18 protein-coding genes are annotated in these 14018 nt (G+C 32.6%); 1 reads left to right on the top strand and 17 read right to left on the bottom strand.

Annotation, left to right across the window (positions count from 1 at the left end; all coding sequences use genetic code 11):
* The 16 genes from ACQKM9_RS21290 to ACQKM9_RS21215 form a co-directional block, all read right to left on the bottom strand.
* On the bottom strand, positions 1-449 hold a 449-nt coding region (locus ACQKM9_RS21290; RefSeq protein ID WP_427736441.1), incomplete at its 3' end, for a YitT family protein.
* 322 nt (positions 450-771) lie between these two features.
* A complete protein-coding gene (locus tag ACQKM9_RS21285; RefSeq protein ID WP_427736439.1) occupies positions 772-1185 on the bottom strand; it encodes a DUF3888 domain-containing protein in 414 nt (137 codons plus the stop codon).
* Positions 1186-1339: 154 nt separating this feature from the next.
* A complete protein-coding gene (locus ACQKM9_RS21280; protein WP_427736437.1) occupies positions 1340-2053 on the bottom strand; it encodes an alpha/beta fold hydrolase in 714 nt (237 codons plus the stop codon).
* Positions 2054-2329: 276 nt separating this feature from the next.
* Positions 2330-3334, bottom strand: a complete 1005-nt coding sequence (locus ACQKM9_RS21275) for a phosphotransferase enzyme family protein (protein ID WP_427736435.1) — start codon at positions 3332-3334, stop codon at positions 2330-2332.
* Between the two features lie 475 nt (positions 3335-3809).
* On the bottom strand, positions 3810-4028 hold the full coding sequence (locus tag ACQKM9_RS21270; RefSeq protein WP_193739768.1) for a helix-turn-helix domain-containing protein: 219 nt from the start codon (positions 4026-4028) through the stop codon (positions 3810-3812).
* Positions 4029-4038: 10 nt separating this feature from the next.
* A complete protein-coding gene (locus ACQKM9_RS21265; RefSeq protein ID WP_427736433.1) occupies positions 4039-4524 on the bottom strand; it encodes a DUF2975 domain-containing protein in 486 nt (161 codons plus the stop codon).
* 370 nt (positions 4525-4894) lie between these two features.
* A complete protein-coding gene (locus ACQKM9_RS21260; RefSeq protein WP_427736431.1) occupies positions 4895-5425 on the bottom strand; it encodes a GNAT family N-acetyltransferase in 531 nt (176 codons plus the stop codon).
* Positions 5426-5547: 122 nt separating this feature from the next.
* Positions 5548-5691 carry a DUF3953 domain-containing protein gene (locus ACQKM9_RS21255; protein WP_427736445.1) on the bottom strand — a complete coding sequence of 48 codons (144 nt, stop codon included), beginning with the start codon at positions 5689-5691 and terminating at the stop codon, positions 5548-5550.
* A 284-nt stretch (positions 5692-5975) separates the two neighbouring features.
* A complete protein-coding gene (locus ACQKM9_RS21250; protein ID WP_427736429.1) occupies positions 5976-6629 on the bottom strand; it encodes a hypothetical protein in 654 nt (217 codons plus the stop codon).
* 139 nt (positions 6630-6768) lie between these two features.
* On the bottom strand, positions 6769-6972 hold the full coding sequence (locus ACQKM9_RS21245) for a hypothetical protein (protein WP_427736427.1): 204 nt from the start codon (positions 6970-6972) through the stop codon (positions 6769-6771).
* Between the two features lie 319 nt (positions 6973-7291).
* A complete protein-coding gene (locus ACQKM9_RS21240; protein WP_427736426.1) occupies positions 7292-7903 on the bottom strand; it encodes a DUF4304 domain-containing protein in 612 nt (203 codons plus the stop codon).
* A 605-nt stretch (positions 7904-8508) separates the two neighbouring features.
* The gene (locus ACQKM9_RS21235) at positions 8509-8997 is read right to left on the bottom strand and encodes a VOC family protein (RefSeq protein ID WP_427736424.1); all 489 of its coding nucleotides are present in this window, start codon (positions 8995-8997) and stop codon (positions 8509-8511) included.
* A 288-nt stretch (positions 8998-9285) separates the two neighbouring features.
* Entirely contained in the window at positions 9286-10068 is a 783-nt protein-coding gene (locus tag ACQKM9_RS21230; protein WP_427736422.1) for a hypothetical protein, read from the bottom strand.
* A 36-nt stretch (positions 10069-10104) separates the two neighbouring features.
* The gene (locus ACQKM9_RS21225) at positions 10105-10434 is read right to left on the bottom strand and encodes a hypothetical protein (protein WP_427736421.1); all 330 of its coding nucleotides are present in this window, start codon (positions 10432-10434) and stop codon (positions 10105-10107) included.
* A 155-nt stretch (positions 10435-10589) separates the two neighbouring features.
* Positions 10590-10895 (bottom strand): colicin immunity domain-containing protein, encoded by a 306-nt coding sequence (locus tag ACQKM9_RS21220; protein WP_427736419.1) that lies wholly within the window; start codon positions 10893-10895, stop codon positions 10590-10592.
* A gap of 311 nt (positions 10896-11206) precedes the next feature.
* Positions 11207-11551: a GNAT family N-acetyltransferase gene (locus ACQKM9_RS21215; RefSeq protein ID WP_427736443.1), complete on the bottom strand. Its 345-nt coding sequence runs from the start codon at positions 11549-11551 to the stop codon at positions 11207-11209.
* Between the two features lie 307 nt (positions 11552-11858).
* Here ACQKM9_RS21215 and ACQKM9_RS21210 point away from each other — a divergent pair, with 307 nt between their 5' ends.
* Entirely contained in the window at positions 11859-13286 is a 1428-nt protein-coding gene (locus ACQKM9_RS21210; RefSeq protein ID WP_427736418.1) for a serine hydrolase domain-containing protein, read from the top strand.
* A 245-nt stretch (positions 13287-13531) separates the two neighbouring features.
* On the opposite strand, the gene ACQKM9_RS21205 is transcribed toward ACQKM9_RS21210, so the two are convergent.
* Entirely contained in the window at positions 13532-13771 is a 240-nt protein-coding gene (locus ACQKM9_RS21205) for a hypothetical protein (RefSeq protein WP_427736416.1), read from the bottom strand.
* Positions 13772-14018 lie beyond the last annotated feature (247 nt).

Raw genomic sequence — 14018 nt, 5'->3', positions numbered from 1 at the left:
AATAGACCATAGCTAATGCTCCACCCTAAATACTTTTGTGTTATCCTTGCTAAGATGGTAGTACCTGCAGTTGTTCCGCCAACCCGAATGATTAAGCCAATCCCGCACCCAACAAATATTCCTCCAAAAATGGCATTTACCATCAATTCATTAGAAGGAATACTCCAGCCTTCTGTCAGATGAAGAAAAAGCGAGTTAGAAACTACAGCAATAATCGTATAAATCGTTGTTACTTTACTCAAAAATCTATAACCGATTATTAACAAAAATGCATTCAGAATTAAGTTGACTAAACCTGGTGACCACTCAAATAAATAATAGGTAATAATCGTGATACCTGTTACTCCTCCTTCACCAAGCTCATTCGGAATAACAAATAAATTAACACCTAACGCAAAAATAAATGCACCAATAATGATAAAAATAATGTCTGTGGTTCTTTTTTTCATATACTACCTCACTACTTATAAAAATATTTACTAGGAATAAACTCTCACCATTATATCGTGGAACATTTAATTCGAACAGTAGTCTTTTATTTTTTTAATACAGGATTTTAATCAGACTGTCCTTTTAGCATTAATTGTTGTAGGAGTAGGTGTAGGTGTCTTAGGAGTTTTATTAGTTTTTACGAAGCGATTTCCTTCTTCTTGTTGATTTAGATTAAAGTTTGATTATAAATCACTCTAAATCCTTGATTTTACTGTATATAATTATTTTAAATCCCCTTATTCCGCTAAAGCACCCGTTAGTTAAAGAAGGAAGTTACACTTAAGCTGGACTTCTACATTTATCTTTTTTTTCCAGGTCAAACTTCCTTGCTTTGTATCCCTTAATTATCCAGTCATTTGATTCCCAACCTTTTTTTAACGTAACAGTAAAAACATCTAATGGATTATGAGCTCCTGTAAAAGTTGTAAATTCCAGCTTAGTCTGAAAAAGCCAAGAACCCGGATGGTCCAGCTTTTTTATATCAATAATCCTTTCACAGATAGTTCCTATTTCAAAGGTTGTTCCATAATGGTTTTCTATCACTTTTCCTATCTGTGGTCGTAAAAGGTCAATTACCGCATCTTCTAACAAATTTTCTCTTGTTGCTTTTGTATCTGTAGGAAGGTTAGCAAACGCTATTGCCGTTGTTGTAGTTAAAATAACAAAGATAATAAATGTGAACATTTTTTTCATTTAAACACCTACTAGTTAGTTATTTTATAGGTATTTTGTTCATTGACATCAATAATTATTCTGATTCAATTAACTGCTCCTTTAGTTGAATAATAAAAAAAAGAGCCGTCTTGACAGCTCTAAGATATTCTACTAAAGCACCCCTTTAGTTTAACTAAGAATTATCCAACCTTACTAAAAAGTCTTTGGTTAATTGAAGAAACCTCTCTTTTTCTGATTCCCAAAGTTCATGACCTGAATCAACTATTTCCTTCACAATTACATTTTGAAGATTATCGTTATATTTTTCTGCCTCGACCTCTGATAAGAGCGAACCATCAGTCCCACCTTTAATAATTAACACAGGCACTTGTATCTGTTTTAATTCATTATACAGGGTGATACTTTGAGATTCTTTCTGTATACCTTCTACTACATGTTTTGTCTGTTTATTTGTATAACTACTTCTAAGAACTCTTTCTGACCATGATTCGGGTATAGATGGATATTTTGCAGGATAATCACAAAGAATTAAACCTTTTATTTCAGATGAATTTGAAGCAAATTTGAGAGTATATGGAACTCCCATCGAGTATGCCATTGGACAATATTTTTGAACTTGACTATGCATTATTACAGCCTCTATATCTTTAACATGGTCTGCAAAGGAATATCCCAAAGTAGGTTTATCACTTTTTCCACGCCCTCGTAAACTTATAGAGATACTTCTTCTTGACTCGAATTCTTGCAGTAGTTCCACTGACTGTTCTGCATAATTTAAAGCACCAGGAACGTACACTAAAGGGGTTAATCGCTTATCGTAGTCATCACTTTCAAGAAAATGAATTTTCACATGTTCTGAATTTGCCCATCTATTGATAAAGTCCAATTCCGTCACCTCTTTTCCACATTTTACCCTTTAAATTCGTCCATATATTAGCAATGTCCTTCTTCAACTAACCTGCCCTGTTAGTTGAAGTACATCTTTTCACAATCCCTATAATAAAATTAACATAATTTACTAAATAAAATAATTCTACTTTATAATTCATTTTATTAAAAAGAACTCAATTCCTTTTTTTCGAGCTGTACAGTTATTTATGAGATAAAAGTAAAAGCCACTCCAAAAGTTTCGAATGGCTTATTTATTTATTTATTTATTTATTTATTTCATGTAATCCTTTTGCCATGGTTTTTGAAAGCTTTGTCTTAATTCATCTGCAACTCGAACTAATTTACCCCTCAATCCAACAAACCAAGATGGCGTTTCATTTATTTCACCATAATCCAAAGACTTTAATAATTTGGAGAACTTATATAAGTTTGCATATCTTTGAAACTGTGGTAATTGAGCCACTACATCATTTTCTAAAACCATTTTGGAACGATATCCGTTCAAAAAAGATTGAATCAGTAATTTTGAATGAGGATTGTCATCGTCAATAAAATCATCAAGTGCTGTTACAATATCAAGTGCATACCAGTGATATATTGCATCATCAAAGTCGATTATATTGAAACTATGGTCCTTATCCTCTTCAAAAAAGATATTATCCAATTGAAAATCAAAGTGTATCAATCCGAACACATCTTTGTTAGTAGGTAACGTTTGAAGCCAATTCGTCACCCTACTTAGCTCTTGAAGGGCTATTTGTTCTCCTGGATGTTTTTTAAATACACTTTCCATGAATTGTACTGTGTCCAGCCAACTCTTTCTTCTTTCAAACACTGGCTTAAAAGTTTTTGACAAAAAATGAAGTGAGGCAAGTGATCTTCCCCATTCCTCCATCTGTTTTGCAGTAATTGTATCGGCATCCAAATTGATTCCGTTTGCTGCACTAAAGACAACGGCAATAAACGTTCCTTCTGGTGTTTTTAGTTTTTCAATTAGTTCTCCACTTATTGATTGAATAGGTGTTACAGATGGAAATCCATTTAATTGTAAATAATGCATAAACTCTAACTCAGCTTTTATTTGTTCAATAGATTTATCCTGCTCAAAACTAATTCTCAAAAAATATTGAACTTGTTTACGTTCAAAAGCATATACAAAGTTTGAACTTGCACGCCACAACTCCAAAGTTCCCTCGTCATATTCCCAGAATTGAACGAGACTCTGAGCGACTACATCAGAAGCTACTCCTCTTACCATGTTTCCTAAATTCATCATCTTTTATTTTTCCTCCCATTGCCTTTGAGAGGATTAAACCTTAGTTAAGAAGTAATCCCTCTCATTAGCATGCTATTTTGAAATTCTATCATTTTCAATATGTCACCCCTTCCTTAAGTTTCGGCTATACAAACTAAATAGTCCTACATATATACTAATTATACATAAAAAAACAAATACCTCTTTTGTAATTTCTGCCCTGATAGGTCAATAAGTCTTACTACAATAAGATAAAGAGCTGCCGAACCTTGTTTGTTCAGCAACTCTTGCACCGGTTGTTTAAAAATTATTAATTATAAATCCTATTTACTTCTGTAATCTTCTGACCAATAAAATATTTACAATCAATATTACTTAATTTTTGGCTATGTTAAATCTTAATGTTGTTTTTTTGCCCCAAAAGAAAACCGCCCTTTGAAAAGGCGGTTAATTTAACTATCGTTACGCGTTAGTTAAATTAATTAGTTGTCTGTTTTTATTGAGTATCTTCGTCGCTTTTGTACTCCAAAATATCTCCAGGCTGACATTCTAAAGCCTTACAAATCCCCTCTAAAGTTGATAATCGGATCGCTTTTGCCTTTCCATTTTTCAATATAGAAAGGTTAGCCATTGTTATTCCAACACTCTCCGAAAGTGCTGTTACGCTCATTTTTCTTTTAGCTAACATCACATCAATATTGATTATAATCGCCATGTTATTCACCTCAGACCGTCAAATCATTTTCTGATTTTATGTTAATCGCTTCTTGTAGAAGCCGTTGGAGGATAGCAGCAAAAACGGCGATAACCAACGAAGCAAAAATGATGATGAGTCCCATTATTCCAATAGGAGGGTCAACTTTATTTGCTATAAAATGGAAGATCGGTAAACCTAATACATACAAACCACTGATTATAATCGCACAGCACTTTATGTTCTTTAACGCCTTTACAGATAATTCCGAGAACGCTGTGTTCTCGTCAATGTACCGTAAAAGATTAAAAGCCTGATAGAGAGCAAAGTAAAAAGGCACAGCCGATCCATACATCACGATGAAAATGAGATATTTCATTGGGGCAATATTTGGATACAATTTTGATGCGAAATTCGCCATATGGGGTACTAAAAATATACATAAAGCAAGAACTGCAATTCCAGCCAGAAAAATAATTACCTTTAAGAAAGTTGTTGAACCTCGTTTAACATTCATATTAAGCACCTCACTTATTTAATAACATTATAAATTTAACACAAAATTTATCGTTTTGCGATAAATCCGTATTGTTTTTAATTATATTATTATTGTTATTTATATATCCTCTTAATTTTGACATTCATTAAAATATTCACACTAAAAAACTCGACCCATAACTAATGGATCGAGTTATAAATTTGTTTTTATTTATTCGACTTTCATTTATATAGTTGAATTTCAGTACAAAGGTTACAACGAATAAAATTACAATGGTTCCGATTAAAGTGATTTTACCCTTTTTCATTATAGACACTTCCTTTTTTACATTGAATATATGACTACGTAGAGGGTTTAAACACTTAATCTATTCAACTATTCTGCACCGTTAGTTCAACAACTTCTTTAAATCAATTCTTGTGTAGGTTTTATTATAGGTCGTACCATCATCATTAAAAAATATGGCATTTTTTAAATATGGGTCAGAGATAGGTTCGTAACCGTGTTTGCTAATTAACTTTATCATTTTGGGATTTTCTATTGGGTCAACACTTACAAATATTTCAGAATGACCTAAACTCTTTGCAATATTTTCTCTATACCTAATTAAATCTGAACCTATACCATTACCCCGATAATCCTCTTTTACATATAGGTCACTTAATTTAGGAAGCAAAGTGCCTTTTAATTTAAGAACTCCAAAACCAAATATAAGTGAGTCTTGTTCAGCGATTGCCAAATATACTTCCTTTTTTGCAAATTGCTTTAAATAATTCGTGAATAAATCTTTATTATTTCTAATATCACATAAACCCGATAAGTCGTTTTCATTCGCTAATCTTATTATGTAGTTCATTGTTATTTCCACTTCCTTATTCTTCAATAAATCATTATTAGAAATATTCAATTCTTTCTTCAACAATCCTGCGCCGTTAGTTGAATAGCAACAAACTTTTCGAAAACAGCCTAAAGAAAAAAGAGCTGCATATGCAACTCAATGATCTTCAAGTAAAGCACCCGTTAGTTCAATATTACTTCTATTTAATTGATCATAATGCCTTTAACCGCAGAGAATAAAATGTATAACGAAGTGCATAAAATGAAGATACCCCACAATAAACTCTGAGTTCTTTTATATTCTCGTAACCCCATTATAAGTAATGTTATACTCAGAAGTATGAGCATCAATGGTAGTAAGTTGTAGTTTTCCGTAACCTTACTGTAAATACTAATTAACATAACAAGGATTGCAAAAATTATTTGAAATAACATTAAAATATCAAACTTTTTTTCTTCCATTTATTCCTCCCACTGATAATCTGTCACTTTCAAAAGATTCTTTTTTTAAACTAAACTGCCCCTTAGTTATTTAGTTGAATAAGAAAAAAGAGCTGTCTGAACAGCTCAAATCCGCATAAATCTGATGCCACCCCTTTAATAGGTCTCTATTTAGTAAAGTAAACTGTCTACTATAAAGTGCGTGTAGTCTCCCCGTCAATTAATTTAATATGAATATTAAACGATGTACCTCCATCAATATGTTTTGGAACAACTGATAAATCGAGTAGTTCCTTCAATTTAATAGACTTTTCACGTTTTGCTTCTATTGTAATACTATATGGACCAGCTAAATTCATAAGTGACTCCATACGCACTTCATCTTCCATGGAATAGGAATCTAAAAATTCTAAATCAAATGACACATCTTCATTGCTTCTATTATGTAATAAAAGATTACATTCCCCATTTAATAAGTCTTCTTCCACATTCTCAAAATCGCACTTGCCATTCCCATCGTATGAAATTGCCATGATGCCACTTGCTAAAGTTTCTTGGTATATCGTAATGAGAAGTTTCGGTAAAATTGCATATATTATTACAACTATTACTAATGTACGAAAGTGATATTTCTTCATGCCAATGACAAGTAAAATCATAGCGATTATAAACAAAACGGAGCCAATTATACCAAGTACAATATATCCATCTTGATTGCGGATTGGAAATGACATGAAGGTAAAGCTTGCTTCTAACATTACGTTGTAAGGAAATGGGAAATTTAAATACATACATATAACTAGAATAACCATTGAACTAATGAGTGCAATTTTATTTCTTATCATTTTATACCTCAGCCCTAATTACGTCTTTTTTCGTATGTAACTGCTCTTTTTTAACTAAAGCAAATTGTTTTCTTTTTTATGGCTTATTCAACTAACCCACTCCGTTAGTTCAATAAAAAAGGTCGTCTTAAAAGACAACTTAGTTCTTTTTATTGCTGTTCGCTTTTTTCTGTGCTCGCCAAGTATTAATCATACTAGGAACCCCTACAATCATACTCACCATAAAACTCCACATTACAAACCGCAAATTTGTTGTGAATATAGCTACTCCTATGAAAATTGCTAACTGCCCCACAAGTGAAAACCACGAAGCTATCCAAGCAATTTTTAAATTTTCTTGCATTCCCTTCACTCCTCTTATCTATTGTAAATAGGATTGATCCCATACCAAACTACTGTTTAGTTATATACCAATTATTTAATATCCCCTTATTTTAAGCAATTGCTATTCTCCATTTAACGGTACAATTTACTATACAAAGAATATATTTACAATTATAACACATTAAACTATTTTTTATTTTTCTTATATATACTTTCATCTTTCTCCTTCTTCAACTAAACTGCCCCGTTAGTTGAATAAAAAAAGAGCTGTCTGAACAGCTCCAAGAGCTTCTACTAAAGCACCCCGTTAGCTTAACAAGACTTTCCATTTAGTGAAATCACTTTACCATTAACCCTAAATATTCAGCGAGTTCTTTGGTAAATTCTTTTTGCGAATCCAGCTCGGATTCAGCATATTCTTTATTTATTCTATTTTGGGCTTCATTATTATAACCATATGTTTTATATAGAATTGTTAGGAAGTGAGGGCATTCGTACCAGCCCTGTTCTTCCTTTCTTTTCATCCCTTGGATCACCTCTTCAATTGTTTGGAATTTATCAAAGTGTGGAAAAATTACATTTTGTAAGTCACTTTGGACTTCTCTTTTAACTTCATCTAAATCGCTTGAAAGACCAATTTTATACCAAGTATCTGGTTCATTTTTTAACTCAGAAATGCGAAGTCTAAGAACAGAATCAACTTCTGTTGGAAATTTTGGTGGTTTCTCTTTATAAAATGGTCCAAACAATTTATCAGTAAAAATTCCAGTATTAAAAGTAAACTCAACATCTTCTTTCGTATTCCACTTAGAAGATTGGATATTTACAGTCCAAGCAAAATCCGAGAATATCTTTGCGAAATTATTTCCTTTCTTTTTAAAACCTTTAGCCTTAAATAAAGGAGTAATATCATCTTTAATAATCTGCTTTAATACATCCTGCATGATCATCGTCTGATTCTCCATTCCCTATTTTCTCCACGAATAATATTCTCCCTTGTTAATTGAATTCCCTGCATACCCTTATTGAACTAAACTGCCTAGTTAGTTAAAAAACATCGTTCTCTCCATTTAATCTTTTGACCTCTTTCTCTAAATAATCTAGACGTTTATGAATTCGATAAACAATTGGCAGATATGCAATTACGATAATGATTAACCATCCCATTGATTAAGTTCCCCTTTAATCACAGTGTATTATTTTTTATTAACTGTAACATTTCATCCATTCCGATACATCATTTCTTTTGTTCAACTAACCTGCCTCGTTAGTTGAATAAAAAAAGAGCTGTCTGAACAGCTCCTGTAGCTTTGAAATAAAGTTTGTTCCAAAATGTTCCGTGAATACACATTTTACTACAAATACAAAGAATCCATTTTGAAAAAAGATTGATCCAAATGGATTCTTCATTTGTAAATGCAGATTGTGTTTTTATTAAAAGTTTGAGTGAAACTCATAGAAGTCCCTCAAAAAACGGTTTGAATAGTCGGCTGAATAAACATTCAACTTTTTATAAAACGGTATAATTGCTGTCTTGATAAAAAGATTGGATATTTTATTTGATTTCCTCAGCCAGCTCCAAAATAATTCCTTCTGGCCCACGAACGTAGCATAATTTATAAGCATTTTCGTAGTTTTGTATCTCACCAATAAGTTCTGCGCCCATCTTTGTCAATTTGGTAAAAAGGGCTTCAATATCTTCAACAGCAAAGGCAATATGCCGGATACCCAGAGTATTTGCTAAAGGACGCTGTATGCTATTTTCATCTGATGGCGTGTGAAATTTTACTAGTTCTATATTTGCCTCACCTTCTGGCGTTCGCAACACTACTAGTTCTATATTTGCGTCATCTTCTGGCGTTCGCAACATTTCAACTTCCTCTTTTACGTCTTGAAGCCCTATTAACCGCTCCATCCGCTCCACCCACTCGCCTTCCACTTTTCCTTCCCCAAGCATTTCAAGGCCAAAGTCAAGAAAAAACGCTTTCGCGGCAGGAAGATCATTGACGATTATACCCACATGATCTATTCTATGGATTTTCATATCTCATACCACCTTTTTCCTAATTTTATCACAAATGTCTCCTAAAGATTTCTTCTCGATTGCTTAATAACTTTTCTTCTTTATTCAACAAACTGTCCCTTTAACGGAATAATTTATTTTCAATTAACAATTCATTAATCCACCTTTTAGTTCAGATGCTCTTTCCATTCATTATAAAAAAGCCCCTTTAGATAACCATATCCAAAGGGGAAAAATATCGCGACTCTATTTCAAATATACAGCTCCAAGATTTTCTACTAAAGCCCCCGTTAGTTGAATAGCATTATTCTAATTGTTCCTTACCATAATTTTTTCTATTGCATCCAAAATACCCCTCTTCATAATCGGGTATTCAGTAATTGTCCATAACGTAAACAATTTAGTAATTATTTCAACTTCACTAATTTGACCTAAAACAAATATCGCAGCAATTTTTTCATCGTCTTCTTCAGAATCCAATGCTTTTAATGCTGCTTCATTTGCAAATCTATCATTTAAATTATATAGATGAATAATAGCCCAGCCTCTTTTAATATTATTTTCATCTATACTTATTTCACGAATTTCTGAAATATCTAAAGTGGGATCGAAGCGGTTGGAAATACTCTTGAAATTATTTAATGGACGATATTCAAAAGTTGGAATTTCACCTTTTAATTTTTGAATTGTAAAGTCACTAAAAATAATATCGATATAGCCTCCACAAGCAGTTTGCATTCTTAAATGATAATTCGAATTGTCGCTTTCTTTATTGATAAGTTCTAACTTAGCACTTTTCTTAAATCTCCCATTTATATATTCAATTGGGAAATCATTTATCTCCATGTTTAAATAAATACAATTCTTAAAATAAACATTATAATGGAAAACTTCGTTTACATAATGATCTATCCAATTGCCTTTACAAGACTGCTCTCCCCACTCTCTTTCGCAGGAGAATTTCATCCTTACAGAATTTCCACCAATCCAATCTATGGAAAGAATGAATCCATCATGAAAGTAGTCATTACCAAAAAAATCGTCTAATTGTTTATTTTTTATTTGTTTAATTTCATTTTCAAAGTTATACATCTACATACCTCAATTATTATTTATTCAATTTATGATTCAAATAGCCTTTCCTACTTCAGGTAACTGTTCCAAAGCAACAATATAGGAACCTCTTTCTGCTAAAAATTGCTCACGTTCTGTGATTTCATCAAATTTAAGTTCTTTTTTCCGACCTCTTGGGGTAATCCAAATAAATTTTACCAAAGTAAACATCATTTCAATTATTAATGACTTCGTATGTAACTGTTTCATACCATATAATTGTCCACCCATTTTTCCAAACCACAGTTCATCTTCTTTTAAGTACACTTTATAATACTTGTTTCTTGTTTCTTGTTTCTTGTTTCTTGTTACAATATATTGTTCAAGTACATAAAAAGATTGCATTTAAATACACCATTAAATTAATATTTCTGCTTCAAACGAAATAGCCTCTAATTATTTTTGTTATTAATTATCCTGCCCCTATAGTTTAATAAAGAAAAAAGAGCTGCATATGCAACTCATGATCTTTAATTACCGCCCCCGTTTGTTGAATAAAATTAAAGAATATTCGATAAACTATTTATTTTAACCAACGCTTCACTTACTTCTTTTCTCAGTTGTTGTTCGGATATTTCAAAGGCAGTTTCTTGTCCAGGAAGACAATCATTATAATAACAATCAACTGCTTCAAAAACTCCGTTTAAGATTTCGAAAAACGCATCCATACTTTCTGTCTCGTTTTTAAATGTATATAGATAGTCACGTTCAAAATCCTCAACACGAATTACTTCATTAACAAAATCCTCAATTAACCTTTTATATTTATAAACAAACATTGCTTCACCTCTTTTATGGGTTTTCATTCAATCCATTCTAACGATTTTCCTTCTTCAACTAACCTGAATCTTTAGTTGAACAAGAATAAAGAGCCGTCTATGAACTCAATAATCTTTAAGTAAAGCCCCCGTTAGTTTAAGTGAAATCCTTCACAAATTTTAATTGTTATATTATTTCCAACAATAAATCACTTCTAATAAATAAATTAACGCTCACCTGAAGTTTTGAACTAGAACTATTCCAACTATTAGAAGCCCCCACTTTAGAAGGGTATTATCTGTAATAAATATTAGGAGAACTACAGTAATGATGGGACAGTTATTTCAATAAGACATTGTTATGATATTGAAAATACGTTTACGCTTTTCCCTCCTAATATTATTTTCTTCTCCATTACCATTCCTATATTTTTAGCTACTTTTTGCGAAACGATATTCTCAGGCTGAATTAAAGCGATAAATCTATGTTTATTTAGATGTTCTTTTCCATATTTCCAAAGTGCAATCGGTGCTTCTGTTGCATACCCTTGTCCCCAATAATCTCGAGCGATCCAATACCCTATTTCCTCTTCATTTTCAATTACTTGTGGAACAAGACCAGCGTGCCCAATAAGAACATTGTCTTCTTTTCGAACTAACAGCAATAATCCCAAATTATCACCAAATTTGTATGTACTATATATCCAGCTGTATAATGATAATAAAGTTATTGAATTTTGATTATTAAAAGCTAAGAGCCTTACTACATTCTACGTAGCAAGGCTCTTTAAAGTTGTTTCAAATTACATCCATCTGTTTATATAATACTTAAAAATGAATAATAAAGTTGTTTACTTCTTATTGAACTAACGCATGTTCGTTTAAGTGTAACTCTTCACAAATACTTGATATTATATAAGTGAATAGAAAGATAAATTAAAATTTAGTTTAGTAGTTGTAAAAGTAGGTTATTTATATTATTCTCTTATAATTTTTCAAAAAGGAGAATTTATGAAAAAGATTATTGTTTTTGTATTAACGATATTTATATTATTCTCAGGATTCGCAACAAAAAGTTTTGCGTTGTCAGATTCGAAATCTGCGGCAATACAAGCGTTGCTAGATGATGCCTGTCGTATATCAGGTGTGCCGGGAATGTCAATCTCAATACTTGCTGATGATGAAGTATTCTACTTTTCTTCAGGGTATGCAGACCGTGAAAAGGGTTTGTCTGCAAGTGAAAATACACTCTATGAGTTAGCCTCGGTCAGTAAAGCTTTTACCGGAATAGGTATTATGCTGTTGGAAGAGCAAGGGCTGCTCTCAATGACTGACCCTGTCCAAAAATATTTACCTTGGTTTACGTTAAAGTATCAAGGGAAACCTGTTGATATGCAAAGCCTTACACTAAATAACTTTCTTCACCATACCAGTGGTCTAACAAATATTAGGCATACTCAAAATATTCCACAAGGCCATACACCGGATATGTTGCAAAAGACTGTGGAAATGCTCGTAGATGCTGAATTAGCGTTCCCTCCCGGTAAACAGTATAACTATGGAACCGTTAATTATGACGTATTGGGTTTGGTTATTGAGATTGTGTCGCGACAAAGCTATGAAGACTTTATGAGGGAACAGGTATTTCAGCCGTTAGGTCTTCACCAGACGTATGTTTATAAAGAAGATGCTCAAGCCACTGGACAGTTGGCACAGGGCTACCGTTCTTCCTTTTTTATGACAACTCCATTTAAAGCTCCGGAATATGCTGGAAATAAACCCGCAGGCTACATCATTTCTAATACAAAAGATATGGCGCGTTGGATGGGCATACAGATGGGTATCGTGCAGGACATACCCAAAATATTTCACACGGTTATCGAAAAATCACATAGGGGTGATATGTCTGTTTCGGCTGTCAACGATATGTATTATGCGGCAGGCTGGTCGGTAAACGCCGAACAAACGATTATAGAACACACTGGGGGCAATCCAAATTTCAGAACCGAAGTAGCCATACTGCTAAATGAACGAACAGCCGTCTGCTTGCTGAGCAACGGCGCAAATACCAATATAAACCTGGTACTAAAAGTTAAAGATATATTAGACGGCAATCTAACTCAGTCATATGAAATAAGCGGCACACAGCTTTTGGATATCATTTTGTCGTCTATCACTATTATTCTTTGCCTATTGGCCGTTCTGCTATTTCTCTTAGGATTACGCAGAAGGAAAACGAATGAGCGGCAGCCAATGACAAAAAAGAGAATAATCGTAACAGTTATTTTCCTGATCGCTACGATTGCCCTGGGTATACTGTGCTGTGCTTTCGATTGGTCAACGATACTTATTTGGCAAACATATAGTGTTCTTACAGCTTTGATTTCGTCAGCATTATTAACAGCAAGCATTACATGGTTTGTATACACTCACCGATAAAATACCTCGCTCCCAAGATAAACATAATGTTAAGTAATTAAATTTCAATTTATAGGTATGCTAATTTGAAAAACATAAGACACTTCGGTGTCTTTTTTAATATCATCGACAATTTTCCCAGTCAAACCTAATTACATTTTCCTTCTTCAACTAAACTGCCCCGTTAGTTGAATAAAAAAAGAGCTGTCTGAACAGCTCCGTGATCTTCAAGTAAAGCAACCGTTAGTTGAATATTCGATTGCAAACTATTTATTTTCTTTTAAATTTATATTATTTATTATTAAGATAAGAGAAAATAATATTAAAAGTATAAACCCAATCAAAGATAATATATTTGCAATTAGAACTATCAATTCTCCAAATATATTTCCTCCATAACCACCTGGGAACATTCCAAGTCTAGCGTAACTAAGCATAGAACTATTTAATAAAGCTAGTACAGCACTTCCCAAAATACAATAAAGTAATTTCGCATTTTTACTCAATGAGTCCACCGCTCCCTTTAATTGGAAATATATAAATATTTTAACATGAAATCTCAACAGAATTTTTTAGAAAAGAACAAATTCTTTCTTAAACTAACCTGCCTCGTTAGTTCAATAACGAAAAAAAGAGCTGCAAACGCAACTCAATGATCTTCAAGTAAAGCACCCGTTAGTTGAATAAGAAAAGTGAAGCTTATTCAACAATCGCGCCCGTTTGTGGAATAAAATGACAAGGTCACTGAAATAA

Origin of the sequence: Viridibacillus sp. NPDC093762 (assembly GCF_050279675.1) — a bacterium.
Classification (GTDB): Bacteria; Bacillota; Bacilli; order Bacillales_A; family Planococcaceae; genus Viridibacillus.
The sequence above is the reverse complement of the archived record's forward strand: the minus strand, read 5'-3'. Positions and strand labels throughout refer to the sequence as shown.

What these genes read in the sequence shown, in the direction of transcription:
- ACQKM9_RS21275 (WP_427736435.1), bottom strand. Translation starts at nt 3,334, where the DNA reads ATGATGAATTTAGGAAACATGGTAAGAGGAGTAGCTTCTGATGTAGTC.
- ACQKM9_RS21270 (WP_193739768.1), bottom strand. Translation starts at nt 4,028, where the DNA reads ATGGCGATTATAATCAATATTGATGTGATGTTAGCTAAAAGAAAAATG.
- ACQKM9_RS21265 (WP_427736433.1), bottom strand. Translation starts at nt 4,524, where the DNA reads ATGAATGTTAAACGAGGTTCAACAACTTTCTTAAAGGTAATTATTTTT.
- ACQKM9_RS21210 (WP_427736418.1), top strand. Translation starts at nt 11,859, where the DNA reads ATGAAAAAGATTATTGTTTTTGTATTAACGATATTTATATTATTCTCA.
- ACQKM9_RS21230 (WP_427736422.1), bottom strand. Translation starts at nt 10,068, where the DNA reads ATGTATAACTTTGAAAATGAAATTAAACAAATAAAAAATAAACAATTA.
- ACQKM9_RS21225 (WP_427736421.1), bottom strand. Translation starts at nt 10,434, where the DNA reads ATGCAATCTTTTTATGTACTTGAACAATATATTGTAACAAGAAACAAG.
- ACQKM9_RS21250 (WP_427736429.1), bottom strand. Translation starts at nt 6,629, where the DNA reads ATGATAAGAAATAAAATTGCACTCATTAGTTCAATGGTTATTCTAGTT.
- ACQKM9_RS21235 (WP_427736424.1), bottom strand. Translation starts at nt 8,997, where the DNA reads ATGAAAATCCATAGAATAGATCATGTGGGTATAATCGTCAATGATCTT.
- ACQKM9_RS21285 (WP_427736439.1), bottom strand. Translation starts at nt 1,185, where the DNA reads ATGAAAAAAATGTTCACATTTATTATCTTTGTTATTTTAACTACAACA.
- ACQKM9_RS21220 (WP_427736419.1), bottom strand. Translation starts at nt 10,895, where the DNA reads ATGAAAACCCATAAAAGAGGTGAAGCAATGTTTGTTTATAAATATAAA.
- ACQKM9_RS21255 (WP_427736445.1), bottom strand. Translation starts at nt 5,691, where the DNA reads ATGCTCATACTTCTGAGTATAACATTACTTATAATGGGGTTACGAGAA.
- ACQKM9_RS21240 (WP_427736426.1), bottom strand. Translation starts at nt 7,903, where the DNA reads ATGATCATGCAGGATGTATTAAAGCAGATTATTAAAGATGATATTACT.
- ACQKM9_RS21245 (WP_427736427.1), bottom strand. Translation starts at nt 6,972, where the DNA reads ATGCAAGAAAATTTAAAAATTGCTTGGATAGCTTCGTGGTTTTCACTT.